We start from the raw sequence: 26,005 nt of genomic DNA, 5'->3' as shown, positions 1-26,005 counted from the left end.
GACATTCGGTCCGTGAGCAACGGAAGCGCAGAAACCGCCATCAGATGGCCGCCAGAGTGGAATTTCCAAACAGGCTCTCAGGCCCCTGCCCGTTTGCGGCGCTCATAGAGCATGACCAGCGTTTCAGCCGTGAGCGCCGGCTTTTCCTCGCCTTCGATCTCGACGGTATTGGCCGCCTTCATCAGATACTGGCCGGGCCCCCTGTCCTCCATCGAAAGAAGAGTAGAGCGCAGCCTGATGCGCGCGCCGACCTTGACCGGCGCCAGGAAACGCACCTTGTCGAAGCCATAGTTGAATGCGGCCTGGGTATTCTCCGGCACGATGCCCATGCCGAGCGCCAGCGCGCCGATGATCGACAGCGTCAGGTAGCCATGCGCGATCGTCGTGCGGAACGGGCTTTGGCGTCGCGCCCTCTCGGGATCGACATGAATCCATTGATGGTCGCCTGTACATTCGGCGAACTGGTCGATGCGATTCTGGTCGACCGTCGTCCACTCCGACACGCCAAGCTCCTGCCCGGCCATCGTCCTCAATTGCGCGTAGGTCGGCGGCGTCTTAGGCCGTATTTCGTTCATTCTGGTTTCCCGATCGCTTCCAACGCCTCCGGACCACGAACTGGCAGCCCCTGTCAATTCGCTCGGTGCAAATCCGTTCCGCCAATTTCGGCCGCGATCGTGCCACTCCGCCCGGCGCAGTGGCAGGGCAAATCCGGATTTCCTGGCTTTTCAGGGGCTGCCGGCGGCAACAAACGCCGCCTTGGCCGGAGAACGCTACTTCTTGTCGTAGCCGGCGCGGATTTCCTCCATCGCCTCCTTGATGCGCGTGCGCAGGATGTCGACCGATTCGGTGCCGGATTTCTTGGCCAGTTCAGCCACTTCGCCGGCATTCTTCAACGCAGCCTCGAAGGATTTGCGGGCGAATTCGGTCTGTTTGGCCATCAATTCCTGCGGATTGCCCGGCGCTCTGTAGCTTTGCGCCATCTCGGTGATCTCGCGCAGCGTGTCCTGCAGCATCTCGCGCTGCCTGGACAACAGCGACGACGCTCCGGCAGCACCGGTTCGGGCTGATTTTTCCAGTGCCTCGAGGTTCTTGCGATGATGCGCGAGGATCGCCTCGACATCGACGTTGGGCACCTTCAAGTCGCGGCCAAACTTGCCGAACATGTCCATGAAGGAATCGGATTCCGGTTGCTTGGCCATGATCGTCTTCTCCCCTTGTCGCCGCCGATTGGGCTCCCTGACGGAGCATAGCACCGAAGTGCTGGCTGTCCATTCGAACGCAGTGGAATCGACCCAGGCTCGCGCTTCAGCCGACGAGGAACAGCCGCTCGGCGACATAGAGCACGACACCGGCAAGCCCGCCAATGATCATGCCGTTGAAGCGGATGTATTGCAGGTCCCTGCCGATGTTCATCTCGATCAGCCTCGTCAGCTGCGCGAGATCCCAGCGCTTGACCTGGTCGGCGATGAATTTCGACACGCCGCTCTTCTGGCTCTCCACGAACGAAGCCAGCGCCACCACGAAGCCCTGGTTCATGTCGGCCCTGATCTGTGCGTCGCTGGCAAGATGCCGGCCGACCTCGACGAACATGTTGGCGAGATGCGCACGGATGATCGAACTCGGGCGCCTTGGTATCCTGCTCGATGAACTGGCTGAGGCTCGCCCACATGTCGCCGGCCAGTCCCCTGACTTCCGGCCGGGCCAGGAAATCGCGCTTCAGCTTCTCGGCCCGTTTGGCATATTGCTTCGAGGTCCTGAGCTTTTCGATGAAGCCCAGAGCGAAACGGTCGAATTCGGCGCGCATCGGGTGGTCGGGATCGGCCCGCACTTCGTCGAGCAGCGAGCCGGCGGAAGCGACGATCTTCTTCAAAAGATAGGCGTCGGCGCGGAACAGGTTGAACAGCGATGGCAGCTCCTCGCGGATCTTCTCGCGCATTGTCGCCAGCGCCTGCTCGTCGTTGAGGAATCGGCCGATCACCTTGGTGAATTCGTCGAACAGTTTCTGGTGGCGGCGATCGTCGGTGAGCGCCGACAACAGCTCGGCGGCCAGCGGCGCCAGCGGCACCTTTTCGATTTGCTCGAGCATGCGGCTGGTGACGAAGCCACGCAGGCCGGATTGCTCGACGGCGGCGAGCGTCTGCGGCACCAGACGCACGACGAAGCGCGACAGGCCGGCGGCGCGTTCGGCATCGGCCAGCCAGTCGGCGACGAGCGCCGAAAAATCGACCTCGGCAAGCTTTTCACGCACCGGTTCCGGAGCGAGGAAGTTCACCTCGATGAAGCGGCCGAGATTGTCGGCAATGCGGCTCTGGTTCTCGGGAATGATGGCGGTATGCGGGATCGGCAGCCCCAGCGGCCGTCGGAACAGCGCCACCACCGCGTACCAGTCGGCCAGACCGCCGATGGTCGCGGCCTCGGCAAAGGCAGCGACGAAGCCGAGCCATGGATAGGCGTGCTCGAACGATTTGGCGACCGCAAACACCAGCACGCAAAGCGCCAGCGCCGCCGCTGCCACGAGTTTGGTACGCCGCAACGCGGAAAGCTTGGCGTCCGCGTCGGCATCGAAACGGACAGGCGCCAGGGAAGGAGCCGATTGGGACATGGAAGAGCCGCTCCTCGTCGATCTCGGGCCTATTTAGTGTTTCATCAGGCGAAATGCCCGTGACAGCCGAATTCGCTCCGCGTCTGGTCCGGCTGCGCACACAAAGTTGAGGAGGATATTCATCTATTGTGCCACGCCAGTCTGGAATTGTTCCAAGGTATAGGCCATATTCCGCTCAGGCTAATGTGGCGAATCCGAAATTTTCAAAGCCGCATCGGCAAGTTTTGAAATCTGGCGTGGTTGCACCGCACCAGTGCCTTGTGAGGACAAAATGCGGCTTACGCGCCAAACCAACTATGCCATGCGCATCCTGATGTATTGCGCGGCGAATGACGACCGATTGAGCCGCATCCCCGAGATCGCGGCCGCCTATTCGGTGTCGGAACTTTTCCTGTTCAAGATCCTGCAGCCGCTGGTCGAGCATGGTCTTGTCCAGACCGTGCGTGGCAGGAATGGCGGCGTCAAACTTGGCCGGACGGCCGAAGCCATCAGCCTGTTCGATGTCGTGCGCGTGACGGAAGAGAGCTTCGCCATGGCCGAATGCTTCGAGAACGATGCCGCCGAATGCCCGCTGGTCGACAGCTGCGCACTGAACTCGGCGTTGCGTGAGGCGCTGAACGCGTTCTTCGCCGTGCTCGCCCGCTACACGATCGCTGACCTCGTGGCAGCGCGGCCGAATGTGCGCAACCTGCTCGGCATCGACATGCTGGTGGAGCGCCGCGCACCCGCTGCCTGATTCCGGCCACCCCGCGTCTGGCTCGGTCAGTTGAAATTCAGGTCAGGCCGAGTTGAGAATGGTGGGGTCCGAGAACCGGAACGGAGCGTACGTTTGGGTACGTGAGTACCGGAAGCACAGGAAACCGCCATTCGCAGGCCGGCCTCACCTGAATATCAACTGACCGACGATTGCGGCAGCACGAACGGCACGTTGCCGGCCGGCAGCACGCCGACCCTGAGCCGGCAGTCGAACACTTTGTCGATCAGATCGTCGCTCAGCACATCCTGTGGCGACCCGGTGGCGGCGAGCCTGCCGCGATGCATGACGAAAATCCGGTCGGCAAACATGGCCGTGAGATTGAGGTCGTGCAGGATGGCGACCACGCCCCCGCCACGTCTGGCGAAGTCGCGGGCGATGTTCATGATGATCAGCTGGTGCTTGATGTCGAGGCTGGAAACCGGCTCATCGAGGAACAGATAGCGCGGCTTGCTGTCGAGCACCGGCGCCCAGACCTGGCACAGCACGCGCGCGAGTTGGACACGCTGTTGCTCGCCGCCTGAAAGCTCCTGGTAGAAACGTCCGGCAAAGCCGTCGAGATCGACGCGGGCCAGCGCCCGTTCCGGCAGCCGCGCATCCTCGCCCGGCAGGACGCCCGAGCGGCCGCCGACAAGCCCGAGCTTGACCACCTCTCGCACCGTGAATGGAAACGAAAGCGTCGTCGCTTGCGGCAGCACCGCTCGCTGGGTAGCAATCTCGACCGGTTTCATGGCCGAGAGATCGCGGCCGTTGAGGGCGACATATCCGGTATAGGCGAGTTCGCCGGACAGTGCCTTGAGGAAGGTCGTTTTGCCGGAACCATTGGGGCCAACGATGGCGGCGATCTCGCCGGGCCGCGCAGCGAAATCGACACCGGCAACGATACGCTTGCCGGCGATGTCAACCGAAACATCCCTTGCCTCGATCATCCAAGCCTCACAAATCCACAAATCTCATCCCCGAATCCTACAAATCAATGACGCCGCGCTTGCGCAGCAGGATCCATAGGAAGAACGGCGCACCGGCGATCGCGGTGACGATGCCGATCGGCAATTCGGCTGGCGCCACGATTGTGCGCGCGACGGCGTCAGCCAACAGCAGCAGCGACGCGCCAAGTAGCGCCGACGCCGGCAGCAGATAGCGATTGTCGGGACCGATCAGCAGGCGCAGCAGATGCGGCACGACGATGCCGACGAAGCCGATGCCACCGCTGACGGCGACGGAGGCGCCGACAGCGGCCGACACGCCGACGATGGCCGTGTATTTCAGCCGCTGCACCGGGATGCCGAGATGACCTGCGGTCGCCTCGCCCAGTGCCAGCGCGTTGAGGCCGCGGGCCAAAAACGGCATCGCCGCCAGCGCCAGCACGATGATCGGCCCAACGGAAGCGATCTTCGACCAGGTCGCGCCGCCGAGCGATCCGAGTTGCCAGAAGGTCAGGTCGCGCAACTGGCGGTCGTCGGCCATGAAGATGAGGATGCCGGTCAGCGCCATGGCGAGCGCCGCCAGTGCGATGCCGGCGAGCAGCATGGTGCCGACCGAGGTTTGTCCCCGTCGCGTCGCAACCTGATAGAGCACCAATGTCGTGGCGAGCCCGCCACAGAATGCCGCCAGCGGCAGCGCAAGCGTGCCGAGCATGGCCGTCACCGGCGCCAGCACCGTGGCGCCGAGCACGATGACGGCAACCGCACCGAGGCTGGATCCGGCCGAAACGCCGATCAGGCCAGGGTCGGCGAGCGGATTACGGAACAGCCCCTGCATGACCGCTCCGGAGACGGCAAGAGCAGCCCCGACCAGCATGCCAAGGATGACGCGCGGCAGGCGAATGTCGTAGACGATCAGGCTGTCGCGGGCGCTCAGCGCGGCGTTATCAGGCACGGTACCGAACAGCCAGTCGCTGATGACGTTGACGGCCGATGCGTCCGATGCTCCTGACGTGAGCGACAGCAATACGGCGATGACGAGCCCCAGGCACAACAGAAGGATGACGATGCGGGCGCGGCCGGAGCGGTCGCCTTCGGATGCACCCGCCATCACTTCGACCGGGCCGGCGATCGATTGATCGACCATGATCCGCCCCGCTCAATCCGTGACCTGCCCGCCATAGAGCGAGACGGCGAGGTCGTGGATGGCGTCGGCCGTGCGCGGCCCGAAGCCGAGCAGATAGGCACCGTCAATGCGGATCAGCTTGCGCGCGGCACCCGCCGGCGCCGAGGCGATCGACGGATTGGAGAACAGTTCGTCGTCCGATACCGGAGGCCCGGCATTGCTCATCATCAGGATCACGTCCGGCCTGGCGGTGATGATCGCCTCGTCGGACATCTGCTTGTAACCGGAAAAGCCCTCGACGGCATTGACCCCGCCGGCCAGCTTGACCATGCCGTCAGCGGCGGTCTCGTTGCCGGCGGCCAGGATCTTGCCGCCCTGTATCGACAGCACGAACAGGATGCGCTTGCGCTGGTTGATCGAGGCTGTCTGCTGTTCGGCGGCCGTGAGCTTGGCATCAAGCTCCCTGGCCAGCACCTCGGCCTTGGCATCGACGCCGAGCGCCTTGCCGACGGTGCGGACCTTCTCCAGGATGCCTTCGTGGCTATAGTGTTCCGGCACTTCGATGAACGGAATGCGCGTCTTCTTCAGCACATCGACGGCTTCCTTGGGACCGCTGCCGTGCAGAGCCAGGATGCCGGTCGGATTGACCGAGAGGACACCTTCCGGCGACAGCTGGCGCATGTAGCCGACATCAGGCAGCTCAAGTGCTGCGTTCGGGAACCGGCTGGTGGAATCGCGAGCCACCAGGTGCTTCTCCTCGCCGAGCGCATAGACGATCTCGGTGATCGAGCCACCAATGGCCGCTATCTTCGAGGGATCGGCAAAGACCGTCGCACCCTCGGTGGCGTTGCCAGGTTGCAGTTGGGCGAAAGCCAGGGAAAGACCGATCGCCGGCCCGAGCGCCAACCGGAGGACGGGCGCCAGTCTGGAAAAGGAAACCATTTCTGTAGTCCTCAGGCTGCGGTCGGGCTTGGGATGCGCGGCAGGTTCTCCGCCAGGAATCGCCAGTCGTCGCGCTCGCTCTCGCCCTCATGGCGCTTCCCGAAGAACTGGATGATCATCTTGCCGTCGGCGTCATAGACCTCGAGCGAGGTGACATGACCGTCCCTGGTCGGCTTGCGCACCGCCCAGACCTCGTGGATGTGGTCGGTTCGCAAATGCAGGTGGAAGCTTTCGTCCAGCACATTGATCCACGGCCCCATCGGCTTGATGGATTTGACCGGACCGGAATGGATCTGGATGCAGCCGCGATTGCCGACAAAGCACATGATCGGCATCTCGCCCTCGGCAGCATGATGGAACATGGCACGGACGGCATCGTTGTCGAGCAGCCAGGCATAGTCCTGGCCGACCATGCGCACCGCCTGGCGGCGGCTGAGCTTCAGCGTCTTCAGCATTCCGAAGAACTGGTGCACATCGGTCAGCCGGCTCCAGCGGTCGCGCAGGTCGTCGAGACTGGCGGTCGTATCCGCGTCATGGGCCTCGTCGTCGGAAATCTGCCCTGAAATGTCGACCGTCGGCTCCTGGTTCGACGATTCGAGCGCACCGACCAGCTTCTGATAGGCATAGAGGCTGGAAGCCGGCCGCAGATGCACCTTGTGCACCGCATCGCCGGCCGCGTCGAAGAACTGCAGGCTGCGGCGGATGTCGTCGCCATCGCGCTTTTCCACGGCAAAGCCGTGCGCCCAGACTTTCGGGAAGATGCGCAGGTCGATGTTCTCGCCGAGCACCATGGCATTGTGGTTGCCGGTGACGACCTTGTCATAGACACCGATCTTTTCGTGCACGGCGCTTTCATTGCGGGTCAGCGCCATGACCTCGCCGACGGCTTCGAGCCCGGTCAAAAGATCGTTGACGCGAGGCTCCATGCGAACGACGCCGTCGCCGCAATGCGCGGCGACCAACTCGGCCTCCGAAATCCCGAGCTGGGCGGCCAGATCACGCCCGCGCGCCTTCGGATTCTCTGTCCGCGCCCGCCGGATTTCATGCGGGGCGGGTTTTACACGCTGGTCCATGTCTCGTCCCTACTGCCTTGCCTTACTTGTTGAGAATGAGCTTGCCCTGACGGGTGATCTTCAGCCGGTAGAGCGCGCCGTGATGCTCGATGCCGATCTCGTGCTCGCCCTGGAACAGGGTGTTGCTGGAGAGGGTTCGCACCGCCACCGGAACCCGGTCGAAACGGGCGGAGGTATCGTCGGAACGGCGGACGCGATAGCGAAAATCATTGGGATTGTGCGTGTTCATCTGGATCGATCCCTTTCCTGTGCCGGGCGTCTGGCTAGGCGTTGCATAAATGCCGATTCATTTCTTGACTCGAATAATCATGTTTATTAGTCAGTGCAATACCGGAGCAAACGAGTCAAGATTTAAGACGCCGGATACGATCAAAAATGCCAGCCAGCCCCGGGCCAGCCAGCATCGAACCTGGACTTTGGAGTTGGGGCATGGGGTTGATGAATTGGGAATGGCGCGGCCGGTTTGACATCGGCCCGTCTGATCAGGGTCTTGGCGGGCGATCCGCGACAAGAGGAATGGCAGGCTTGCTGGCAAGCGTGGCGGCAGCCACTTTGCTGACGCCACCGGCCAGCGCCCAGCAGGCCACCCAGTTGACCGCCGAACAGCAGGCGGCGCAATCCCAGAAGGCGGAAGAGACAAAGCCTGCCCCGGCGGGCGCAACGCTGCTCGACAAGATCCTTGTGCTGAGCCGCACCGGCGAGACGGCGATCGAATCGCTGTCCTCCGCCAGCCATGTCGATCAGGAACAGCTCGATCGCCGCATGGCGACGACGCCGAACGAGATGCTGCTCGGTGTTCCCGGTGTCGCGGCACAGGCCGACGCCAGGCGCGTCAGCACCAGCATCAACATCCGCGGCTTGCAGGATTTCGGTCGCGTCGCCGTCATCGTCGACGGCGCGCGCCAGAATTTCCAGCGTTCCGACCACGGCACGCAGTCGACCTTCTATGTCGATCCCGAGCTCGTCAAATCCGTCGATGTGATCCGTGGCCCCGTCGCCAACACCTATGGCTCGGGCGCCATCGGCGGCGTCGTCTTCTTCGACACCAAGGACGCCGCCGACTTCCTCAAGCCGGATGAGACATGGGCTGGTTCCGTCACCGGACGCCATGAGAGCAACGGCAAGGGTTGGACCACCAGCGCATCCGGCGCCTACCGCCTCAACGAGAACTGGGACGTGCTGGGCAACATCGTCTACCGCAACTATGACGACTACAAGGATGGCGGTGGGGACACCGTCAAGGGCACCGGCTTCAATGTGCTGAGCGGCCTGCTCAAGACCACCATCCGGCCGACCGACAACAGTGAATTGAAGCTCGGCTGGGTCGGCTCAAGCGACAGCTGGAACGAAATCAGCGGCGGTGTGCCGGTGAATGACGTGGACCTGAAATCGAATACCTTCACCGCTCGCTACAACATCACTGATGAAGACAAGAGCTGGCTCGATCTCCACATCAACACCTCCTACAACAAGACAAATCTCGACCTGACCAGCCTTGTGCCCCAGAACCGGTTCGACCCCGTCACAGGCCTTCCCATTGTTTTGCCGGCGGGATCGCAATCCACGTTCGACGTCGGCACCACCGGTATCGACATCTGGAACACATCGCGCTTCGAAACGGGCGGGATCGCTCACGAACTGACCTATGGCGGCGACTGGGTGGGGGACAACGTCAAGACCGGCGGCACCGCCGGCGGCGACAGTTTCTACACGCCATCGGGCAAGCGCAGCGTGTCCGGCGCCTATGTCCAGGACAAGCTCACCTGGGAGTGGCTCGAAGTCATCGCCGGGCTGCGCTACGACAATTACAGCCTCAAGGATGACACCCACGAAACGTCAGGTGACAGAGTGTCGCCGCGCATTACCGTCGGCGTCTCGCCCTTTGAAAGTGCGGGCCTCGCCGGTCTGCAATTCTACGGCACCTATGCGGAAGGCTACCGGTCGCCCTCGCTGACGGAAACGCTGATCAGCGGCAACCATCCGGCCGGCGTCAGCTTCCCGTTCCTGCCCAATCCCAATCTGCGGCCCGAAACCGGCAAGACGACCGAATTCGGCGTCAACTACAAGCAGAACGATATCCTGGAGGCAGGCGACGCACTCCGCATCAAGGCGGCCTATTTCAACAACGATGTCGACGACTACATCGATGGCGTGACGCTGTCGCCGTTCGACCCGACCAGTGGCTGCCCGTTCGGCCCCGGTATCCCGATCTGCTTCCAGTATCAGAATTTCGCCAAGGCGAAGATCAACGGCTTCGAGATGGAAGGCATTTACGATGCGGCATGGGGCTACGCCGGACTTTCCGCCTCCATCATCAATGGTCACACCATATCCTATGACGGCGACCGGGCGGACCTCGCCAGCATCCCGTCTTCGCAAGTCACGGCCCAGATCGGCCTGCGCTTCCTCGAGGACAAGCTGACCGTCGGTGGCGAGGTGCAGTACAATGGCAAGCCGAAGGGCAATGCGGTGGCCAAGGACTATACGCTGGTCAACGCCTTCGCCAGCTATCATGCGACCGACAATCTGAAGGTCGATTTCCGCGCCGACAATCTGTTCGATGTCAAATACGCCAACCCGTTGAACGGCGGCACGACAGTTGCGGTCTATGAACCGGGCATAACGCTGAAGCTGGCGGCAACGATGCGATTTGGAGGCTGACGGCAATGATGCGCCTGATGACATCCCTTCGTCTGCTGACCTCGACGTTTGCGATGTCGCTTCCGATGGTTCCGGCGTGGGCACAAGGGTCCGCGCCGGTCCCCGCACTAACCCTCGAACTCAATGGTGCGCAAGCCTCCGACAAGGGCTGCCGCCTGACCTTCGTGGTCAACAACGATCTCGGCGCCGACCTCTCCAAGGCGGCGTTCGAGATCGCATTGTTCAACGAAGCCGGCGTCGTCGACCGGTTGACCGTCCTCGACTTCAAGGATTTGCCGGCCGGCAAGACCAAGGTGACGCGTTTCGACCTGGCCGGCACCGACTGCGCCAAGGTCAGCCGCGTACTGATCAACAGCGCGACGGAATGCGCCGGCACCGGCATCGAACCCAATGCCTGCATGCGCAAGCTGAAGACGGGCTCCAAGACCGGTATCGCTTTCGGCGTCTGAGGTGGGATTGCATCCTGCATTCCTGCAAAACACAGTGGCATGGCCTCTGGCCGGCTCCCATGCGTTGTCGTCTGGACCAAGCGATCTTGATTTGACAATTCTGCTAGGGTCGCTGCAGGTCTCGCCGCGAGACATGCCGGATATCAGCCCCTTCCCCGAAGCCAGCGCCGAGTTGGCTATCACGCCGACCGAGGCGCTTGCACCGCCACGGCCATCGGCCTGGAACCGCAAATGGACGGCGGCGATCGTCGTCTCCTGCCTGCTCCATGCCGCGGTGGCGGCGGCTTTTCTGATTTCGCCTTCACGGACATTCGATACCCCGGACGCCATGCAGTCCGAAGGCAGCGATCAATCCGGGGACAAGGTGGTCGGCAGCGCACTGGACCAGGACCCGGCAGTAATGAAGGTCATGCTGGTGCCGAACCCGCAACCGACCAAACCAGAGCCGGCAAAGGCAGCTAGGCCGACGCCACCAACCGAACCCTCCCAGCCCGCGAGGGAAGCGACAAAGCAGCCCGTCGAGCCTTTGCCGGAAGCCGTTAAACAACCTGCGGTGACGCCGGACATACTGGTGACCGGCGCCCCACGCTCCGATGACCAGAGCGTGGCTCCGAAGACCGAGACGCCGGCACAGCCGACTGTTCAGGCCGAAAGCACCGAGGCGCCTGCCGCCGTTCCAGACCAGCCACCGATCCCAAGCGCCAGGCCAAGTCCGGCAGCCCAATCGGATGACAAGCGCGGCACGGCGGACGGCCAGGACCGGTTGGCGCAGGCGGCCAGCAAGGGCAAAAAGCAGAAAGAGGCAGGCCGCGCCGCGGAAGACAGCTACCGCGGCGACGTCATCAGAAAGCTCAGCCGTGTCAATCGTGGCGTTCCGCCTTCAGTGCAATTGGCCGCTCGCAAGAATGCCGTTGTGACATTCGCCATAGGCAGCCGTGGCGGCATCGATGACCTGCGCATTCTGCAAAGCTCCGGATCGCCAAACTTCGATCAGGTTGTGCTCGGCATCGTCCGCAAGGCAGCGCCATTCCCGCCAATTCCATCACAAGCCGCAAGCAAGAGTTTGGTGTTCGAGGCCGAAATCGGCCCATTTTGAATGTGCACAGAACAAACTTGTTGCGGCGCCAACCATCAACATCTGCATGAAAGGAACCACCATGTACATCGCCATGAACCGCTTCAAGGTGCAGAACGGCTCGGAGGGTGACTTCGAAGCCGTCTGGAAGAACCGCGATTCCAGCCTTGCGGAGATGAAAGGTTTCCGGGAATTCCATCTGCTGCGCGGCCCGGTCAACGAGACCGAAGGCTACACGCTATTTGCCTCGCACACGGTGTGGGCGAGCCACGATGATTTCGTCGCCTGGACCAAGTCGGAGAATTTTCGCGCCGCCCACAGAAATGTCGGCACGACGAAAGTCCACTACCTCGGCCACCCGCAATTCGAGGGCTTTTCCGTCGTCGAGGGCGCATAAACTGGCCGGATCAAGCTCCGGCCAGTAGGCTCGCATTGCCACCCGCAGCGGTGGTGTCGACGCAGACGGCGCGTTCATGCGCGTAGGCCGCCGGGTTGAGCACCTCGCTGACCAGCGGCACGATCGGGCCCGAGCGATCGGCGATAACCTTGCGCACGATGCGCGCGGCCTCGAGCGTACCCGAGAAAGCGACCACGTCGACGCGCAGTGAGCGCGCTTCGACCGGATCAGGCCGGCCGTCGATGGCGGCCAGCGGCAGGCCCTTGCCGGTCAGTGCCGAGAGCGCCACCGGCGCGCCGGGCGCGACGGCCAGCACCGCATTGCCGGCGGCGAGCGCCTGGATCGTCTGCGCGAGCAGCGTGTCACCATCGGGGCCAAGGCACAGCACCCGTCCACGCGGTGACAGCGACAGCGTGTTAGCCTCGCCGGTCGGCCCGGGCAGGTCGACCTGGCCGAAGTCGATACCGGCGGCGGCGCCAATAGCTGCCGCGCCCTTGCCGCGCAGATGCTTTCTCAGGATGGCGACCCGGTCGGGCCGCGTCGACCAGCCGCCGAGCGTCGGATCGGGCAGATTGTCGGCAAGCTCGGTCGCCGTCACCTTGTGGCCTTCGGCGATATGCGTGCCGGCCTCCGGCCCCTTGCGGAAGCGGCGGAGATAGTGCGGACCGCCGGCCTTCGGTCCGGTGCCCGACAGCCCCTCGCCACCAAACGGCTGCGAACCGACGACCGCGCCGATCTGGTTGCGGTTGACATAGATGTTGCCGGCATGGATGCCGTCGACGAAATGCTGGACGCGGCCCTCGATGCGGGTGTGCAGGCCGAAAGTCAGGCCGTAGCCCTTGCGGTTGATCGCGGCGATGACCGCATCGATTTCGTCGGCATCGAACGTGGCGACATGCAGCACCGGCCCGAACACCTCGCGTTCCATGTCTTCGATGCCCTTCACCCGGAAGACATGTGGCGCGACGAAGCGGCCTTCCTTCGGCGCCTCGAGCTTGGCGATCAGCCGGCCCTGCAGCCCCATCTTCGTGCAGTAGTCGCGGATTGAAGTCTGAGCTTCGTCATCGATGACCGGGCCGACATCGGTCGAAATCCGCCAAGGATCGCCGATGCTGAGTGCCTCCATGGCGCCTTTCAGCATCTCCAGCATCTTTTTCTCGACATCCTTCTGCACGTAGAGCACGCGCAGCGCCGAGCAGCGCTGGCCGGCACTCTGGAAGGCCGAAGCCAGGATATCGCGCACCGCCTGCTCGGGCAGCGCTGTGGAATCGACGATCATCGCGTTCAACCCGCCGGTCTCAGCGATCAGCATGGCATCGGGCGCAGCCGTCTCGGCCAGCTGCTTCTCGATCAGTTTGGCGACCTCGGTCGAACCGGTGAAGCAGACGCCGGCAATGCGCGGGTCGGCGGTCAGCGGGCCGCCGACCGAGGGGCCGTCGCCGGGCAGAAGCTGGATAACGTCTTCCGGCACACCGGCCTCGCGCAGCATTTCGACGGCGCGGAAGGCGATCAGCGGCGTCTGCTCGGCCGGCTTGGCGATGACCGAATTGCCGGTGACGAGTGCCGCCGCGATCTGGCCGGTGAAAATGGCGAGCGGAAAATTCCACGGCGAAATGCAGACGATGGCGCCACGCGCCTGCGTGCCCGGTTCGGCATTGGCCGCCTCGGCGGCGTAGTAGCGCAGGAAGTCAACCGCTTCGCGCACCTCGGCGACACCGTCGGCCAGCGATTTGCCGGCCTCGCGCGTCGCCAGTGCGAAGAATTCGACGGCATTGGCCTCATAGAGATCGGCGGCGCGGTTGAGGATGGCGGCGCGCTCGGCGACGGGACGCTTGGCCCAGGCCGGCTGCGCCTCCACGGCGATGCGCACGGCGGTCGTCACCTGCTTGGCGGTCGCCTCGCTGACAGCGCCGACCACTTCGGATGGCTTGGCCGGATTGGCGATCGGCCGTTGCTTGCCATAGCCGGCGGCCCGCGTGATCGGCTTGGCATGCCAGCGGTCGGGGCCAGCAAACGCCGCCTTGGCCCTGTCGATCGCCGCCAGCGTCACCGTGTCGGTGATGTCAAACCCCTTCGAATTGCGGCGACCGGCGCCGAAGATCTGGGAAGGCCGGGCAATCGCCGGATTGGCTGCGGGCCCCTGGTCCTCGACCGTTTCGAGCGGATCGCGGGCGATGTCCTCCGGCTCGACCTCCTCATCGGTCAGCTGATGCACGAAGGAGGAATTGGCGCCGTTCTCAAGCAGCCGACGGACCAGATAGGCAAGCAGATCGGAATGCGCCCCGACCGGCGCATAGATGCGACAGCGCGTGCCTTCGGACCGGCGCACTGTTTCATGCAGGGCCTCTCCCATGCCGTGCAGGCGCTGGAACTCGAAGGAATCGCGGTCCCCGGCCATCGACAGGATCGCCGCGACGGTGTGGGCGTTGTGCGTGGCGAATTGCGGATAGATGCGGTCGGTCATCGACAGCAGCTTTTTGGCGCAAGCCATGTAGGAGACGTCGGTGTTGGCCTTGCGTGTGAACACGGGATAGCCGGTGAGCCCGAGCGTCTGCGCCCGCTTGATCTCGGTGTCCCAGTAGGCACCCTTGACCAGCCGCACCATGATGGTGCGGTCGTATTTCTTGGCCAGCGCATAGAGCCAGTCGATGGCAAAGGCCGCACGCGGCCCATAGGCCTGGACGACAACGCCAAAACCGTTCCAGCCGGCGAGTTCCGGCTCGGCCAGCACCCGCTCGATGACGTCGAGCGACAGATCGAGGCGGTCGGCCTCCTCGGCATCGATGTTGAGACCCATGCGCGAATGCCGCGCAGCGAGCGCCAGCGACAAGAGCCGGTCGGCCATGACAGGCAGCATCTCGCCCTTCTGCGCCACTTCGTAGCGCGGATGCAGCGCCGACAGCTTGACCGAAATGCCGTGGTTCTGGCGGATATCCGGGCCGTTGGAGCCGGCGTCGAGCGAGGAAATCGCGTCGGCGTAAGCCTTGTGATAGCGCAATGCGTCGGCCTCTGTGCGGGCCGCCTCGCCCAGCATGTCGAAGGAATAGAGATAGCCTTTCTGCGTCATCGGCCGGCCGCGCTTGACGGCCTCGGCAATGGTGCGGCCGAGCACGAACTGCTCGCCCATCTCGCGCATGGCGGCGGCCACCGCCTTGCGGATGACCGGCTCGCCCAGCCGGCGCACCATTGAGCGCAGCGTGCCTTCGATGCCGCCCTCGCCTTCATCGAGGACGCGGCCGGTCAGCATCAGCGCCCAGGTCGAGGCGTTGACGAAGATAGAGCTCGAACCGCCCGAATGCGCCGACCAGTCGTGCGGCGCGATCTTGTCGGCGATGAGGTCGTCCATGGTCTCGGTGTCAGGCACGCGTAGCAGCGCCTCGGCCAGGCACATCAACGCCACGCCCTCCTTGGTGGAGAGACCGTAGGCAGAAAGGAAAACTTCCATCAATCGTGGATCGGAAGAGCCGCGCACGGCCCGCACCAGATCGGCGGCGCGGGTCGAGATCGCCTTGCGGTCTTTCGCGGAAAGACCCGTCGCCTCGGCCAGTCGCTTTACCGCCTCGTCTTCGTCGGGCAGATAGTTGGCGCGGATCTGCTGGCGGATGGAATCTAGGGGCATGGCGGTCCTGCGGAGCGAGCATCAGGGAGCGGACCGGCGGTCACCGGACCGAATGGCGCAAGCTAGCACAGGTACGAATTTCAGTCGGTCCAAAGAAATCGACATGGTGGATCGTTCGATCTATCGTAGTGGCACAAAATTGGCATATGGACTGCGCTTTCGATGACAGAAGACCAATTGGACCGCATCGACCGGAACATCCTGTCGGCGCTGGCAAGCGATGGCCGGCTCTCCATGTCCGAACTGGCGGCAAAGGTCGGCCTGTCGAAGACGCCGGTGCAGGCGCGGGTGAAGCGGCTGGAAAAGGACGGCTACATCAGGGGCTATCAGGCAATCATCGACCGCGAGCGCATGGGTGAAGGCCATGTCGCCTTCGTCCAGGTGAAACTGTCGGACACCCGTTCCGCAGCACTCGATGCCTTTAACCGGTCCGTACAGGCGGTGCCCGAGATCGAGCAGTGCCACATGATGGCGTCGAGCTTCGACTATCTGCTAAAGGTCCGCACGCGGGACATCGCCGCCTATCGCCGGGTGCTTGGCGAGCGCATCTCCGCCCTGCCCCACGTAGCCCAGACCTCCACCTTCGTGGCGATGGAGACGGTGAAGGATCGGTAGATCACTCCGCCAGCGTCTTCAGAAACGCCACCAACGCCGCACGTTCACGGTCCGACAGGTCCAGCGGATGGATTTCGGATGTCCCCTCGACACTGGGCGCGGCCTTGGCGTAATGCGCGACCACCTCGTCAAGCGACGAAAACTGCCCGGCATGCATGTAGGGTGGACGCGTAGCGGCGCCGCGCAACGAGGGCGTCTTGTAGGCCCGGACCAGTTGCGGCGCATCCTTGACCATGAAACGCAGTTCTCCGCAGGCGCCGGCGTCGCCGTCGCGGAAGGCACCCAGGCAGTTGAACGGGTCGGCCTCGACCTGCGCCACCGCATCGATGCGGCCGCGATCCGGCGGCAGGTCCGCGACAGGCGGCACGCCGGTGTTGTGAAAGCTGTTATCGGTGAAAAGCGGCCCGTCGTGACAGGTCACGCAATTTGCCTTGCCGATGAACAGTTTCAAGCCAAGGATTTCCTCTTGGGAAAAGCCGGCATCGCCCTTCGGCTCGGCGCCGGTGACGAGATCCAGCGCAAAGCGGTCGAAGCGGGTCGGTGCCGGCTCGATCGACCTTTCGAAGGCGGCGATCGCCTTGCCGATATTGGCATAAACGCCGTTGATCGCGTCGCGCTGCGCACCGCTCATCGCGTTCCAGGCGGCCTTCTCGGCATCGTTTCCGAGCGGGCTGGCATTCAACGGCATGCCGGAAAAGTCAGGCAGCGGACCAAAGATGCGCTCATAGCGCTCGCCGAAGCGCGCCTTGATGTAATGCGCATAGGCGGCGCGGTTTCCTGCTTGCTCCAGCGGGTTTTCGAGCGGCGTCAGCGCTTGCGCCCACAGGCTGTCGCGACGGCCGTCCCAGAAGAACCAGGGATCGCGCGCCACGCCGGCCAGCGGCATGGTGCGCCGGTTGGTGTGGCCGACGCCGACCGCTTGCGGCAGGTCGTCCTGGAACTGCCGGTCGATCTTGTGGCAGGTCGAGCAGGAGACCGTGCCGTCGCGGCTCATCCCCTGGTCAAAGAACAGCGTCGAGCCGAGGGCGGCGGCGGCCGGCACATCGGCAAAACGATTGGTGGTGTCGGGCTTCAACGGCGGCAACGCCGACAGTCCCAGCGAGGCGATGGTCTTCTTCTCGGCGTCGGAAAAGTCAGGCTTGCCGCACCCGGCGAGGATGACGACCACCATCAGCGCCAGAAACCGCGGAAAGTGCCTCATCGATCGCTCACAGGACCACGTTGAACAGCACCGTGTCGGAACCGGCGGTGGCCGAAATGGCGAAATGCAGCTGCCACCAGCCGCTCATCGTGAATTTCACCCCTTCGATCCGATAGCGCCCGTCGCCGAGATAGTCGGTCGCCTGCGGGCTGGTAGGCAGGCCGTGATTGTGCAGTGGCATGCCGCCGGAGATCGCGATTGCCGCACCCTCCACTGGAACTCCCGCCTTTGTCTTTAGGGTCAGTAGCCAAGACTCAAGTTCACCCTGCCGCATGACGCCCCGCTCCGGCGAAAAACTGGCCACGAACAGCCCGTTGTTGGTATTCTTCGTCCGCGAGACATCCGGGCCGGCAGGCTGGGACGATCGCGGCGCCGTCAGATAGACGACCGCGAGAATGCCGGCCAGCAAGGCAGCCAGACCAAGACCCGCCAGAAGATAACGCCATAACGATGTCAAACCGGTTCCTCTTCTGCAGACAACGTTTTGCCGGACGGATCGCGTCCCGCCAGCCTGTGGGAAAACGCTGTGGCGGAAAAAACCCTGCTTGCCAAGCATGGCGCTGCCGGTGGCAAAAAGCTACAGCACCTCGATCACTGGAGGATTGTAGATGGCGGGAAACGGCGTCGCCTCGATCGGCGAATGCATGCTCGAACTGTCGGGCCAGACGGGCCCGGCCTGGCGCATGGGCTTTGCCGGCGACACGTTCAACACGTTGTGGGCGCTGCACGCATTGAGCGCTGAGCGGCCAGCAACCTATGTCTCGGCCTTCGGCGACGACCCGTTCTCGCAAGGCCAGATCGGCTTCTTCGCCGAAAACGGCATCGGCATCGGCTCCAGCCCGGTCATAGCGGGCGCGCGGCCCGGCCTCTATGCGATCACTTTGACCGGCGCCGAGCGTTCCTTCACCTACTGGCGCGGCGACGCCGCCGCCCGGCAGCTCGCCTCCGACCCGGCGGCATTGTCGAAAAACCTGGAAAATCAGGCGTTTGTGTACTTCAGCGGAATCACTTTGGCAATTCTGGACGATGCCGCACGCAAAACACTACTGGCGGCTGTAGCCAAGGCGCGGGCCGCAGGCTCGACTGTCGCCTTCGACCCCAATTACCGGCCACGACTTTGGCGCCGGCGCGAGGACGCGCAATCAGCGATCGCCGAAGCGCTTGCCGTCACCGACATCGCCTTGCCGACCTTCCCCGACGAGCAGATGCTGTTCGGCGATGCCACGCCGCAAGCGACCACTGAGCGGCTCGGGCAAACGGTCGGCGAGGTCGTCGTCAAGAACGGCGAGGCGCCGGCGCTGATTGCCGAAAATGGAACATTGCACGACGTGCCGGCGATCCATGTCGCAGCACCCGTCGACACGACAGGCGCCGGCGATTCCTTCAATGGCGCCTATCTGGCCGCACGCCTCGCCGGCCACGCCCCGGCAGATGCCGTCTTGCGCGCGCATCGCGTCGCCGCCGCCGTGGTTCAAGTGCGCGGCGCCCTGGCGCCGTTCGAGACATTGCGAGCGGCTTTCGATGGCTAAGGTCTGTTGAGATTCAGGTCAGGCCGAGTCGAAAATGGCGGTCTCCGAGAACCGGCGCGGAGCGTACTTTTCGTAGGTGAGCACCGGAAGCGCAGGAAACCGGCATTTGCAGGCCGGCCTCACCCGAATATCAGCAGACCTACGGAAGCCTGAACCGATATTCCGTCACATGATGGTAAATCGCGCCGGGCCACAGTGTCGCCTGCGGGAAATACGGCCGGTTCGGCGCATCCGGCCACACTTGCGGCTCCAGGCAAAAGCCGCAGAAAGCCTTGTAGTCTCGCCCTTCCAACCCCTTGCGCGGAGTCACGTACTGGCCGGTGTAGAGCTGGACCCCGGGCTCCGTGGTCCAGACCTCCATCTCGACACCGGAACTCGCCCCTTGCGTCCAGGACGCCTGCTTGAGCGGGCCGCGTGTCGGGGCGAGGCAGAAATTCTGGTCATAGGGCAGTTGTTCGCCTTCGGTCTCCATGCGCAGCGGCCGCGCCTGGCGGAAATCGAAGGGCGAGCCGTCGACCGGCTTGACCACGCCGGTCGGGATCATGTCGCCATCGACCGGCAGATAGGCGCCGGCATTCAGCATCATCCTGTGGTCGAGAATGTCGCCGGCCCCGCCATCATCGAGGTTGAAATAGGAATGCTGGGTGAGATTGCACAGCGTCGGCTCTTCGCAGGTCGCCGTCAGTTCGACGCTGAGCGTGCCGGGGATCTTCAGCCGGTAGGTGCAGGTGACGTCGAGCGCACCGGGAAAGCCCATCGTGCCGTCGGGATCATGCAGCGTCAGCGTGACGAAATCCCTGCCATGCAGCGAAACCGTCCACGGCCGGTGGAAATAGCCTTGCGAGCCGCCATGCAGCGTATGCTTGTCGAGGAAGTTGCGTTCGGTCTGGTAACGCTGGCCGGCGATGGTGAAGCGGCCGTCGCGGATGCGATTGGCATAGCGGCCGACGACCGCGCCGAAGAAGGCGGTGTCGGTCTCATAGGCTTCCAGACTGTCATAGCCGAGCACCAGCGGTGCATCGTGCCCGGTCAGCCGCAGATCCTGGACGATCGCGCCAAGCCCGATGATGTTGGCGGTGAGGCCGCCGCCCCTGATCGTGAAGCGACGCACCGGCTCGCCTGCCTGCGTCGTGCCGAAAACCTCGCCGTCCTTCATCGCCATGCCCGCAAACGTCAGTTGATCCAGAGGATTTCGGCTGGTTTTCTCACGCAAGATGGGCAGGCCATTGGCCTCCCCATCTCAGAATAGTCTATCAGAGGCCGAGGCCGCCAATGCAGACATATTTGGTGTCGAGGTAGTCCTCGATGCCCTGATGTCCGCCTTCCTTGCCGAGACCGGATTCCTTGACGCCGCCGAACGGCGCCTCCGGCGTGGTGATGAGGCCTTCATTGACGCCGACCATGCCGTATTTCAGCCCTTCCATGACGCGGAAGGCGCGGCCGAGATCGCCGGTGTAGAAATAGCAGGCGAGGCCGAATTCGGTGTCGTTGGCGAGCGCGATCGCTTCCTCTTCGGTCTCGAACTTGAACACCGGGGCGACCGGGCCAAAGATCTCTTCCTTCATGAAGCGCATCTCGGGCGTGGCGTTGGCGATGACGGTCGGCTGGAAGAACGAACCACCGAGCGCATGGCGCTTGCCGCCGGCAACGATCTTGCCGCCCTTGGCAGTGGCGTCGGCAATCAGCTCCTCGACCTTCTCGACCGCCTTCTCGTCGATCAGCGGTCCTTGCTGCACGCCGTCCTCAAGGCCGGAACCGACCTTCAGCCCGTCGCTGGCGGCAGCGAGCTTCTCGACGAATTTGTCATAGACACCCGCCTGGACCAGGAAGCGGTTGGTGCAGACGCAGGTCTGGCCGGAATTGCGGTACTTGGCGGTGATCGCACCGGCAACCGCACGCTCGAGATCGGCGTCGTCGAAGACGATGAACGGCGCGTTGCCGCCAAGTTCCATCGACACCTTCTTGACGGTGACCGACGACTTCTGGATCAGAAGCTTGCCGACTTCGGTCGATCCGGTGAAGGTGATCTTCGACACCAGCGGATTGGCGCAAATCTCGTCGCCGATCTCGCTGGCCGAACCGGTCAGGATGTTGATGACGCCCTTCGGGAAGCCGACTTCCTCGGCGAGCGCGCCCCAGGCCAGACCCGAGTACGGCGTCTGCGAGGCCGGCTTGACCACCGCGGTGCAGCCGGCGGCGAGTGCCGGGCCGAGCTTGCGGGCCAGCATCGAGGACGGGAAATTCCACGGCGTGATGGCGGCGATGACGCCGACCGGTTCCTTGGTCACCAGGATGCGGCGGTCGGCCCATGGCGATGGCACGACGTCACCGTAGGTGCGGCGGCCTTCCTCGGCGAACCACAGTATATAGGACGCGGCCGAGCCGATCTCGCCTTTGGATTCGAACAGCGACTTGCCCTGCTCGATGGTCAGCAGTTCGGCCAGCACATCCTGATTGTCCATCATCGCGTCATGCAGCTTGCGCAGCAGCTTCGAGCGCTCGAGCGCGGTGGTCTTGCGCCAGGTCTTGAAGGCTTCGGCGGCGGCCTCGATGGCGCGACGGGTCTCGGCCTTGCCCGACTTCGGCACGGTGCCGATCTTGAGGCCGGTGGCCGGGTTGTTAACGTCGACCGTCTGGCCGCCGTCGGCCTGCACCCATTCGCCATTGATGAGATTGGCCTGCCGCATGAAATGGCTGGTTTTCTGAAGCATGGTCTATCCTCCGTTTGGCGCACTGACGGGCCGGTCTGTGAAGTCTTCGGCGAGCGTGCGCATTGGACTGAAGCCGGCACGCCGGAGCCAGTGCTCTTTACCTAGGGCAAGGCCCGCAAGCAATCGCAAGATGGCATATAGGGGTTGGGCCAGCGCGAGACGAGGGCAAGATGGCATGAACGCGTCTCAAATACGCTACCCGAATACCTGCACGACCACCGTTAGCCAGAAAGCGGTGGTGACGGCGGCGCAGGCCGTGGCGATGGTCATCTGGTTCGACGCCAGCGCCTGGCCGGTGTTGAACTGGACAGCGATGAGATAGGAATTGATGCCGGACGGCAGCGCCGCGACCACGACCGCCACCTTGGCCGTCAAGGGCGGCAGGCCGAGCAGCCAGACGAAGGCAAGAACCAGCGCCGGCATCAGGAACAGCTTCAGCACCGAAAGCGCCAGCGCAGGCCGGACATTGCCGGAAATGCCGAAGCGGCGCAGGCTGAGCCCCATGGCGAAAAGCGCCACGGGCCCGGCCGTATCGGCCAGCGCATCGACCAGCCGCATGACAAGCTCGGGCAGCGGCACACCGCTGAGGCGCCATGCCAGCCCCGCCAGAATGCCGATGATCAGCGGATTGATGAACAGCCGTCTCAGGAAACTGCGGACGATGCGCAAGGGATGCATCGGCTCGCCACCGCCGCGGCCGAACATCTCGAACAGCACGATCGAAGCCATCATCATGATCGGCAGGTGCACGGAAACGAGCAGCGACAGCACTTCGAAGCCGCTCGGGCCGAATATGCCAAGGATGAAGGGAGCGCCGAGCAGCACGACATTGGAGTAGGCAGACGACACGCCACCGACGACCCCGGCGCGTGCATCCCGTCCGAAAATCCGCGTGGTGACGACATGGCCGGCGGCCCAGGTGATTGCCACTGCCGCAAAATAGGCGCCCCAAAGGGACCATGGCGCGACACCGTGGAAATCGGCATTCACCATGGTCTGGAACAACAGCAGCGGCATCGCCACGCTGACCGCGAAATCGGATATCCCCTCGCCGCTCGCCGGCTTCAGATAGCCGGTGAACCCGGCGAGATAGCCGAGCGCGACGAGGCTGAAGACGAAGAGGACGGTTTCGGTGAGCGGAGACATTTTTCCAGGGATAGGCGAGCCACGGTCGCGGCGCAATCGCGCCTGAATTTGATCATCGTCGGCTGGCAGCGTTATAGAGGGTTTGGATTATCAGGGCGGGCGCGGACGACAAATGGCCTTTGTCGAACCTTCAAAGCGTAATCTTGTCCGGCAGGCGTGGCTGACAGCTTTCGCCGCCGCCCTGTTTTGCCTTGCCGCGACAGCGCTTGAGGCCGCCGAAACGAAAAGCCTCAAGGGCGTGGCGCTGATCATCGGCCAGTCGAAATACGAACACATCGCCGCCCTCCCCAACCCGGCCAACGACGCGCGCGACATGGCCAAGATGCTGACCGACCTCGGCTTCGACGCGCGCAATGTCACCGACCGCGACGCCACCAAGCTGAAGCGGGACCTGGAGCGTTTCGCGGAGGATGCCGAAGGAGCCGATGTCGCCTTCATCTATTATTCCGGCCATGGCATCGAGGCCGGCGGCGAGAACTATCTGGTTCCGGTTGATGCCGGCGTGTCGTCTCTGAAGGATGCCGACGCGGCATTGGTGCCGATTTCCGCCGTCATGGACGCTTTGAAAAAGACCGTGCCGGTGACGATCGTGCTGCTCGATGCCTGCCGCACAAATCCGTTTCCGGCGGACGCCGTGGTGCGACGCGCGCCAACAGCCTCCGCCTCGCCCATTGGGGCTGGTGGGCTGGAACCGGTGCGTGGCGCCAAGGCGCTCGGCAACACGCCGGCGACAGACGAAAGCCTAGGCACCGTGGTCGGCTTTGCCGCCGAACCGGGCCGCCCGGCGCTCGATGGCGCCGCCGGGGAAAACAGCCCCTATGCGGCAGCCCTGCTGCGCCATCTGTCGGCAATGAAAGGCACCGAGTTCGGCTCGGTCATGCGCATGGTGACGGAGGAGGTCTATCTCGACACCAAGGCCAAGCAGCGCCCCTGGGTCAATGAGAGCCTGCGCCGCCTGCTCTATTTCGGCATTGCACCACTGGAACCGACCGGCGACGACGGGTTGATCACCGGCGAGCGGCGGCAGCTGCTGTTGACCATTTCCGACCTGCCCGACCCGAAGCGGGCGCAAGTTGAACTGGCCTCGCTGGAGGAAGGCGTGCCGCTCGACGCGCTCTATGGCGTGCTGAAGGCGCTCGGCACGGAAAAAATCCCCGAGGACCCGACAGATCTGCAAAAGGTGCTCGACGCCCAGGCCGAGCGCCTGAAAAAGATGATGTCCGAGCGCGCCGCGCTGCGCACCGACGATCCCGAAATCAAGCGCCTCGTCGCCTCCGCCGACAAGGCCATCGGCCAGGGCGCCATCGTGACCGCGCGCAAATTTCTCGATGACGCAGTCGGCCGGGTCGAGCAGACAAGCGATGCGGTCGATGAAGCCGAAGACCTCGTCAAGCAGAAGCGCCTTGCCGATGCCGCGATCTATGCCAGGCGCGCCGATGCCTCTGCGCTGGTCTTCGACTACAAGTCCGCAGCCAACGATTACGCCAAGGCGTTTTCGCTGGCCGAAAAATGGGACGACAAGCAGCGCTGGAACTATAAGAACCAGCAAGCCGAAGCGTTGAATGCTTTCGGCTATGCCACCGGCGATCTCGATGCGCTGCAGCACTCCATAGAGGCCTATCGCATCATCCTGAATTTCATTCCCAACGGCGAGCAGAATCGCGACTGGGCGATCACCCGCAACAACATGGCGGTGGTGCTGCAGACCATCGGCGAGCGCGAGACCGAAACCGCGCATCTCGAAGAGGCGGCGCAGATCTTTCGCGACTCCCTCATCGTGTTCGTGCGCGAGAAGGACGATCTCAACTGGGCCGCCGCGCAGAACAATCTGGCCAATGTGCTGTTGAAGATCGGTGAGCGCGAGAGCGACCCGAAGCGCCTGAATGAAGCTGTGGCGGCGATGCGCGCCACGCTGGAGAAGCGCCCGCGCGACAAGGTGCCGCTCGACTGGGCAGCTTCGCAGAACAATCTCGGCCTGGCGCTCTATGCACTATCCGAGCGCGAGGCCGCCGGCGAGCATCTGCCGCAAGCGGAGGTGGCCTACCGGCTGGCGCTGGAGGAATACACCCGCGAAAAAGCGCCGGTGGAATGGGCGATGGTCGAGAACAATCTCGGCAACACGCTCGTGTCGCTCGGCATCCAGCTCAACGACAAGGCGAAGATCAACGAGGCGGCCGATGCGTTCCGCGCCGCACTCGAGGTGCGAACCCGTGAAACCTTCCCGGTCTCGTGGGCGACCAGCCGGCTGAATCTTGGCAACGCGCTGAGCGGCGTCGCTCGCTTTGACCTGGGCACCGGCGCTCTCGAAGAGGCAGCGGCGGCCTATGACGATGCGCTGACGGTGTTTACCCGGCAGCGTTTTCCGATGGACTGGGCATCAGCCCAGAACAATCTCGGTTCGATCTACCAGACGCTTGGCCAGCGTAACCTCGATGCGGCCAAGCTCGAACAGTCGGCCGCGGCGTTCCAGGCTGCCCGACAGGTTTATGTCAGGCGGAAATTCCCCCTCGACTGGGCAATGAGCCAGTACAATCTCGGCAACACGATGCAGCTTCTTGGCGGTGTGACCGACAGGCCGGAACACTACGGCAAGGCCATTGCCGCCTATCGCGATGCGTTGCGCGAATACAAGCGCGAGACGAACCCTCGGCAATGGGCATTGGCCCAGGCCGGCGTCGGCTCGGCGCTGCACTGGCTAAGCATGAGCAATGCCGATCCCAAGACCTTGCTTGAGTCCATCGCCGCCCGCAGGGCAGCACTTGAGGTGCTAACCATCGAGGCGGCGCCCGTCGACTGGGCCAATGCCCAGAACGGCATCGGCATGAGCCTGCTCAACCTCGGCAATCTCCAGCGGACCGACAAATATCTCAGCGATGCCGAGGCGGCTTTCACGGCAACGCTGAAGGTGTTCACCCGCGAAAGCCAGCCGATGCAGTGGGCGTTCGAACAGAACAATCTCGGTGACATCCACTGGAACCGCGCCAGCTATGGCGGCGGCAAGGCCGAATATCAAAAGGCGATCGAATTCTTCGAGAACGCCAAGCAGGGCTTTACCGAAGCCGGCTACACGATGCCCATTCCATTGACTGACCAGAAGATCGATCTGGTGAAGAAGCAGATGGCGAAGAAGTAGGGCTCGGTCCGACCGCGCCTTGTCTTTCGGCTGGCTTTACCATCCCTAT

The 26,005-nt window shown here is 63.6% G+C and carries 21 protein-coding genes and 1 pseudogene; 8 read left to right on the top strand and 14 right to left on the bottom strand.

Annotated features, from left to right (window positions below):
• Positions 1–77 precede the first annotated feature (77 nt).
• The 3 genes and pseudogenes from AC1RZR_RS19100 to AC1RZR_RS19090 form a co-directional block, all read right to left on the bottom strand.
• Positions 78–575 (bottom strand): MaoC family dehydratase, encoded by a 498-nt coding sequence (locus AC1RZR_RS19100; protein WP_477271919.1) that lies wholly within the window; start codon positions 573–575, stop codon positions 78–80.
• A 195-nt stretch (positions 576–770) separates the two neighbouring features.
• Positions 771–1,199 (bottom strand): phasin family protein, encoded by a 429-nt coding sequence (locus AC1RZR_RS19095; protein ID WP_477271921.1) that lies wholly within the window; start codon positions 1,197–1,199, stop codon positions 771–773.
• A 106-nt stretch (positions 1,200–1,305) separates the two neighbouring features.
• Positions 1,306–2,602, bottom strand: a pseudogene (locus tag AC1RZR_RS19090) (DUF445 domain-containing protein).
• A gap of 271 nt (positions 2,603–2,873) precedes the next feature.
• On the opposite strand from AC1RZR_RS19090, the gene rirA reads away from it, so the two are divergent.
• Complete coding sequence (gene rirA / locus AC1RZR_RS19085; protein WP_258594224.1) at positions 2,874–3,338, top strand: iron-responsive transcriptional regulator RirA; 465 nt, start codon at positions 2,874–2,876, stop codon at positions 3,336–3,338.
• A 155-nt stretch (positions 3,339–3,493) separates the two neighbouring features.
• Here the strand turns inward: rirA and AC1RZR_RS19080 are convergent, their stop codons facing one another.
• Genes AC1RZR_RS19080 through hemP form a run of 5 tightly spaced genes read right to left on the bottom strand, consistent with a single transcriptional unit; the run spans position 3,494 to position 7,649 of the window.
• A complete protein-coding gene (locus tag AC1RZR_RS19080; protein ID WP_481825594.1) occupies positions 3,494–4,285 on the bottom strand; it encodes a heme ABC transporter ATP-binding protein in 792 nt (263 codons plus the stop codon).
• Positions 4,286–4,322: 37 nt separating this feature from the next.
• Positions 4,323–5,426: a FecCD family ABC transporter permease gene (locus AC1RZR_RS19075; RefSeq protein WP_481825593.1), complete on the bottom strand. Its 1,104-nt coding sequence runs from the start codon at positions 5,424–5,426 to the stop codon at positions 4,323–4,325.
• Between the two features lie 12 nt (positions 5,427–5,438).
• Positions 5,439–6,347, bottom strand: coding sequence for a heme/hemin ABC transporter substrate-binding protein (locus AC1RZR_RS19070; RefSeq protein ID WP_481825592.1), 909 nt, complete (start codon positions 6,345–6,347; stop codon positions 5,439–5,441).
• Positions 6,348–6,358: 11 nt separating this feature from the next.
• Positions 6,359–7,420 (bottom strand): hemin-degrading factor, encoded by a 1,062-nt coding sequence (locus AC1RZR_RS19065; protein WP_481825591.1) that lies wholly within the window; start codon positions 7,418–7,420, stop codon positions 6,359–6,361.
• A gap of 22 nt (positions 7,421–7,442) precedes the next feature.
• Positions 7,443–7,649, bottom strand: a complete 207-nt coding sequence (gene hemP / locus AC1RZR_RS19060; RefSeq protein ID WP_477271934.1) for a hemin uptake protein HemP — start codon at positions 7,647–7,649, stop codon at positions 7,443–7,445.
• Between the two features lie 200 nt (positions 7,650–7,849).
• Here hemP and AC1RZR_RS19055 point away from each other — a divergent pair, with 200 nt between their 5' ends.
• The 4 genes from AC1RZR_RS19055 (at position 7,850) to hmuQ (ending at position 12,002) form a co-directional block, all read left to right on the top strand.
• A complete protein-coding gene (locus AC1RZR_RS19055; protein WP_481825590.1) occupies positions 7,850–10,081 on the top strand; it encodes a TonB-dependent hemoglobin/transferrin/lactoferrin family receptor in 2,232 nt (743 codons plus the stop codon).
• Positions 10,082–10,086: 5 nt separating this feature from the next.
• Positions 10,087–10,530 (top strand): hypothetical protein, encoded by a 444-nt coding sequence (locus AC1RZR_RS19050; RefSeq protein WP_481825589.1) that lies wholly within the window; start codon positions 10,087–10,089, stop codon positions 10,528–10,530.
• A 91-nt stretch (positions 10,531–10,621) separates the two neighbouring features.
• Positions 10,622–11,626 carry a TonB family protein gene (locus tag AC1RZR_RS19045; RefSeq protein ID WP_481825588.1) on the top strand — a complete coding sequence of 335 codons (1,005 nt, stop codon included), beginning with the start codon at positions 10,622–10,624 and terminating at the stop codon, positions 11,624–11,626.
• A 61-nt stretch (positions 11,627–11,687) separates the two neighbouring features.
• Positions 11,688–12,002 carry a heme-degrading protein HmuQ gene (hmuQ, locus tag AC1RZR_RS19040; protein WP_481825587.1) on the top strand — a complete coding sequence of 105 codons (315 nt, stop codon included), beginning with the start codon at positions 11,688–11,690 and terminating at the stop codon, positions 12,000–12,002.
• A gap of 10 nt (positions 12,003–12,012) precedes the next feature.
• On the opposite strand, the gene putA is transcribed toward hmuQ, so the two are convergent.
• Positions 12,013–15,621: a bifunctional proline dehydrogenase/L-glutamate gamma-semialdehyde dehydrogenase PutA gene (gene putA, locus AC1RZR_RS19035; RefSeq protein WP_481825586.1), complete on the bottom strand. Its 3,609-nt coding sequence runs from the start codon at positions 15,619–15,621 to the stop codon at positions 12,013–12,015.
• Between the two features lie 162 nt (positions 15,622–15,783).
• On the opposite strand from putA, the gene AC1RZR_RS19030 reads away from it, so the two are divergent.
• Positions 15,784–16,236: an Lrp/AsnC family transcriptional regulator gene (locus tag AC1RZR_RS19030; RefSeq protein WP_027029407.1), complete on the top strand. Its 453-nt coding sequence runs from the start codon at positions 15,784–15,786 to the stop codon at positions 16,234–16,236.
• 1 nt (position 16,237) lies between these two features.
• Here the strand turns inward: AC1RZR_RS19030 and AC1RZR_RS19025 are convergent, their stop codons facing one another.
• On the bottom strand, positions 16,238–17,437 hold the full coding sequence (locus AC1RZR_RS19025) for a cytochrome-c peroxidase (RefSeq protein ID WP_481825585.1): 1,200 nt from the start codon (positions 17,435–17,437) through the stop codon (positions 16,238–16,240).
• A gap of 7 nt (positions 17,438–17,444) precedes the next feature.
• Positions 17,445–17,894 carry a FixH family protein gene (locus AC1RZR_RS19020; protein WP_481829081.1) on the bottom strand — a complete coding sequence of 150 codons (450 nt, stop codon included), beginning with the start codon at positions 17,892–17,894 and terminating at the stop codon, positions 17,445–17,447.
• Positions 17,895–18,045: 151 nt separating this feature from the next.
• Between AC1RZR_RS19020 and AC1RZR_RS19015 the strand changes: the two genes are divergently transcribed.
• Positions 18,046–18,966: a sugar kinase gene (locus AC1RZR_RS19015; protein ID WP_481825584.1), complete on the top strand. Its 921-nt coding sequence runs from the start codon at positions 18,046–18,048 to the stop codon at positions 18,964–18,966.
• Positions 18,967–19,105: 139 nt separating this feature from the next.
• Here the strand turns inward: AC1RZR_RS19015 and AC1RZR_RS19010 are convergent, their stop codons facing one another.
• From AC1RZR_RS19010 to AC1RZR_RS19000, 3 genes are all read right to left on the bottom strand, one after another.
• Positions 19,106–20,128 carry an aldose epimerase family protein gene (locus AC1RZR_RS19010; RefSeq protein ID WP_477271949.1) on the bottom strand — a complete coding sequence of 341 codons (1,023 nt, stop codon included), beginning with the start codon at positions 20,126–20,128 and terminating at the stop codon, positions 19,106–19,108.
• A 91-nt stretch (positions 20,129–20,219) separates the two neighbouring features.
• On the bottom strand, positions 20,220–21,677 hold the full coding sequence (locus AC1RZR_RS19005) for an NAD-dependent succinate-semialdehyde dehydrogenase (protein WP_481825583.1): 1,458 nt from the start codon (positions 21,675–21,677) through the stop codon (positions 20,220–20,222).
• Between the two features lie 195 nt (positions 21,678–21,872).
• Positions 21,873–22,823, bottom strand: coding sequence for an AEC family transporter (locus AC1RZR_RS19000; RefSeq protein ID WP_481825582.1), 951 nt, complete (start codon positions 22,821–22,823; stop codon positions 21,873–21,875).
• A gap of 112 nt (positions 22,824–22,935) precedes the next feature.
• Here AC1RZR_RS19000 and AC1RZR_RS18995 point away from each other — a divergent pair, with 112 nt between their 5' ends.
• The gene (locus tag AC1RZR_RS18995) at positions 22,936–25,956 is read left to right on the top strand and encodes a caspase family protein (RefSeq protein WP_481825581.1); all 3,021 of its coding nucleotides are present in this window, start codon (positions 22,936–22,938) and stop codon (positions 25,954–25,956) included.
• Positions 25,957–26,005: the final 49 nt, after the last annotated feature.

Source organism: Mesorhizobium bavaricum, from assembly GCF_056781655.1.
Note: the sequence above shows the minus strand (reverse complement) of the source record. Positions and strands in the feature narration are given on the sequence as shown.

Coding starts and splice junctions, on each gene's coding strand:
- AC1RZR_RS19100 (WP_477271919.1), bottom strand. CDS start 575: ATGAACGAAATACGGCCTAAGACGCCGCCGACCTACGCGCAATTGAGG.
- AC1RZR_RS19095 (WP_477271921.1), bottom strand. CDS start 1,199: ATGGCCAAGCAACCGGAATCCGATTCCTTCATGGACATGTTCGGCAAG.
- rirA (WP_258594224.1), top strand. CDS start 2,874: ATGCGGCTTACGCGCCAAACCAACTATGCCATGCGCATCCTGATGTAT.
- AC1RZR_RS19080 (WP_481825594.1), bottom strand. CDS start 4,285: ATGATCGAGGCAAGGGATGTTTCGGTTGACATCGCCGGCAAGCGTATC.
- AC1RZR_RS19075 (WP_481825593.1), bottom strand. CDS start 5,426: ATGGTCGATCAATCGATCGCCGGCCCGGTCGAAGTGATGGCGGGTGCA.
- AC1RZR_RS19070 (WP_481825592.1), bottom strand. CDS start 6,347: ATGGTTTCCTTTTCCAGACTGGCGCCCGTCCTCCGGTTGGCGCTCGGG.
- AC1RZR_RS19065 (WP_481825591.1), bottom strand. CDS start 7,420: ATGGACCAGCGTGTAAAACCCGCCCCGCATGAAATCCGGCGGGCGCGG.
- hemP (WP_477271934.1), bottom strand. CDS start 7,649: ATGAACACGCACAATCCCAATGATTTTCGCTATCGCGTCCGCCGTTCC.
- AC1RZR_RS19055 (WP_481825590.1), top strand. CDS start 7,850: ATGGGGTTGATGAATTGGGAATGGCGCGGCCGGTTTGACATCGGCCCG.
- AC1RZR_RS19050 (WP_481825589.1), top strand. CDS start 10,087: ATGATGCGCCTGATGACATCCCTTCGTCTGCTGACCTCGACGTTTGCG.
- hmuQ (WP_481825587.1), top strand. CDS start 11,688: ATGTACATCGCCATGAACCGCTTCAAGGTGCAGAACGGCTCGGAGGGT.
- putA (WP_481825586.1), bottom strand. CDS start 15,621: ATGCCCCTAGATTCCATCCGCCAGCAGATCCGCGCCAACTATCTGCCC.
- AC1RZR_RS19030 (WP_027029407.1), top strand. CDS start 15,784: ATGACAGAAGACCAATTGGACCGCATCGACCGGAACATCCTGTCGGCG.
- AC1RZR_RS19025 (WP_481825585.1), bottom strand. CDS start 17,437: ATGAGGCACTTTCCGCGGTTTCTGGCGCTGATGGTGGTCGTCATCCTC.
- AC1RZR_RS19015 (WP_481825584.1), top strand. CDS start 18,046: ATGGCGGGAAACGGCGTCGCCTCGATCGGCGAATGCATGCTCGAACTG.
- AC1RZR_RS19010 (WP_477271949.1), bottom strand. CDS start 20,128: ATGGCGATGAAGGACGGCGAGGTTTTCGGCACGACGCAGGCAGGCGAG.
- AC1RZR_RS19005 (WP_481825583.1), bottom strand. CDS start 21,677: ATGCTTCAGAAAACCAGCCATTTCATGCGGCAGGCCAATCTCATCAAT.
- AC1RZR_RS19000 (WP_481825582.1), bottom strand. CDS start 22,823: ATGTCTCCGCTCACCGAAACCGTCCTCTTCGTCTTCAGCCTCGTCGCG.
- AC1RZR_RS18995 (WP_481825581.1), top strand. CDS start 22,936: ATGGCCTTTGTCGAACCTTCAAAGCGTAATCTTGTCCGGCAGGCGTGG.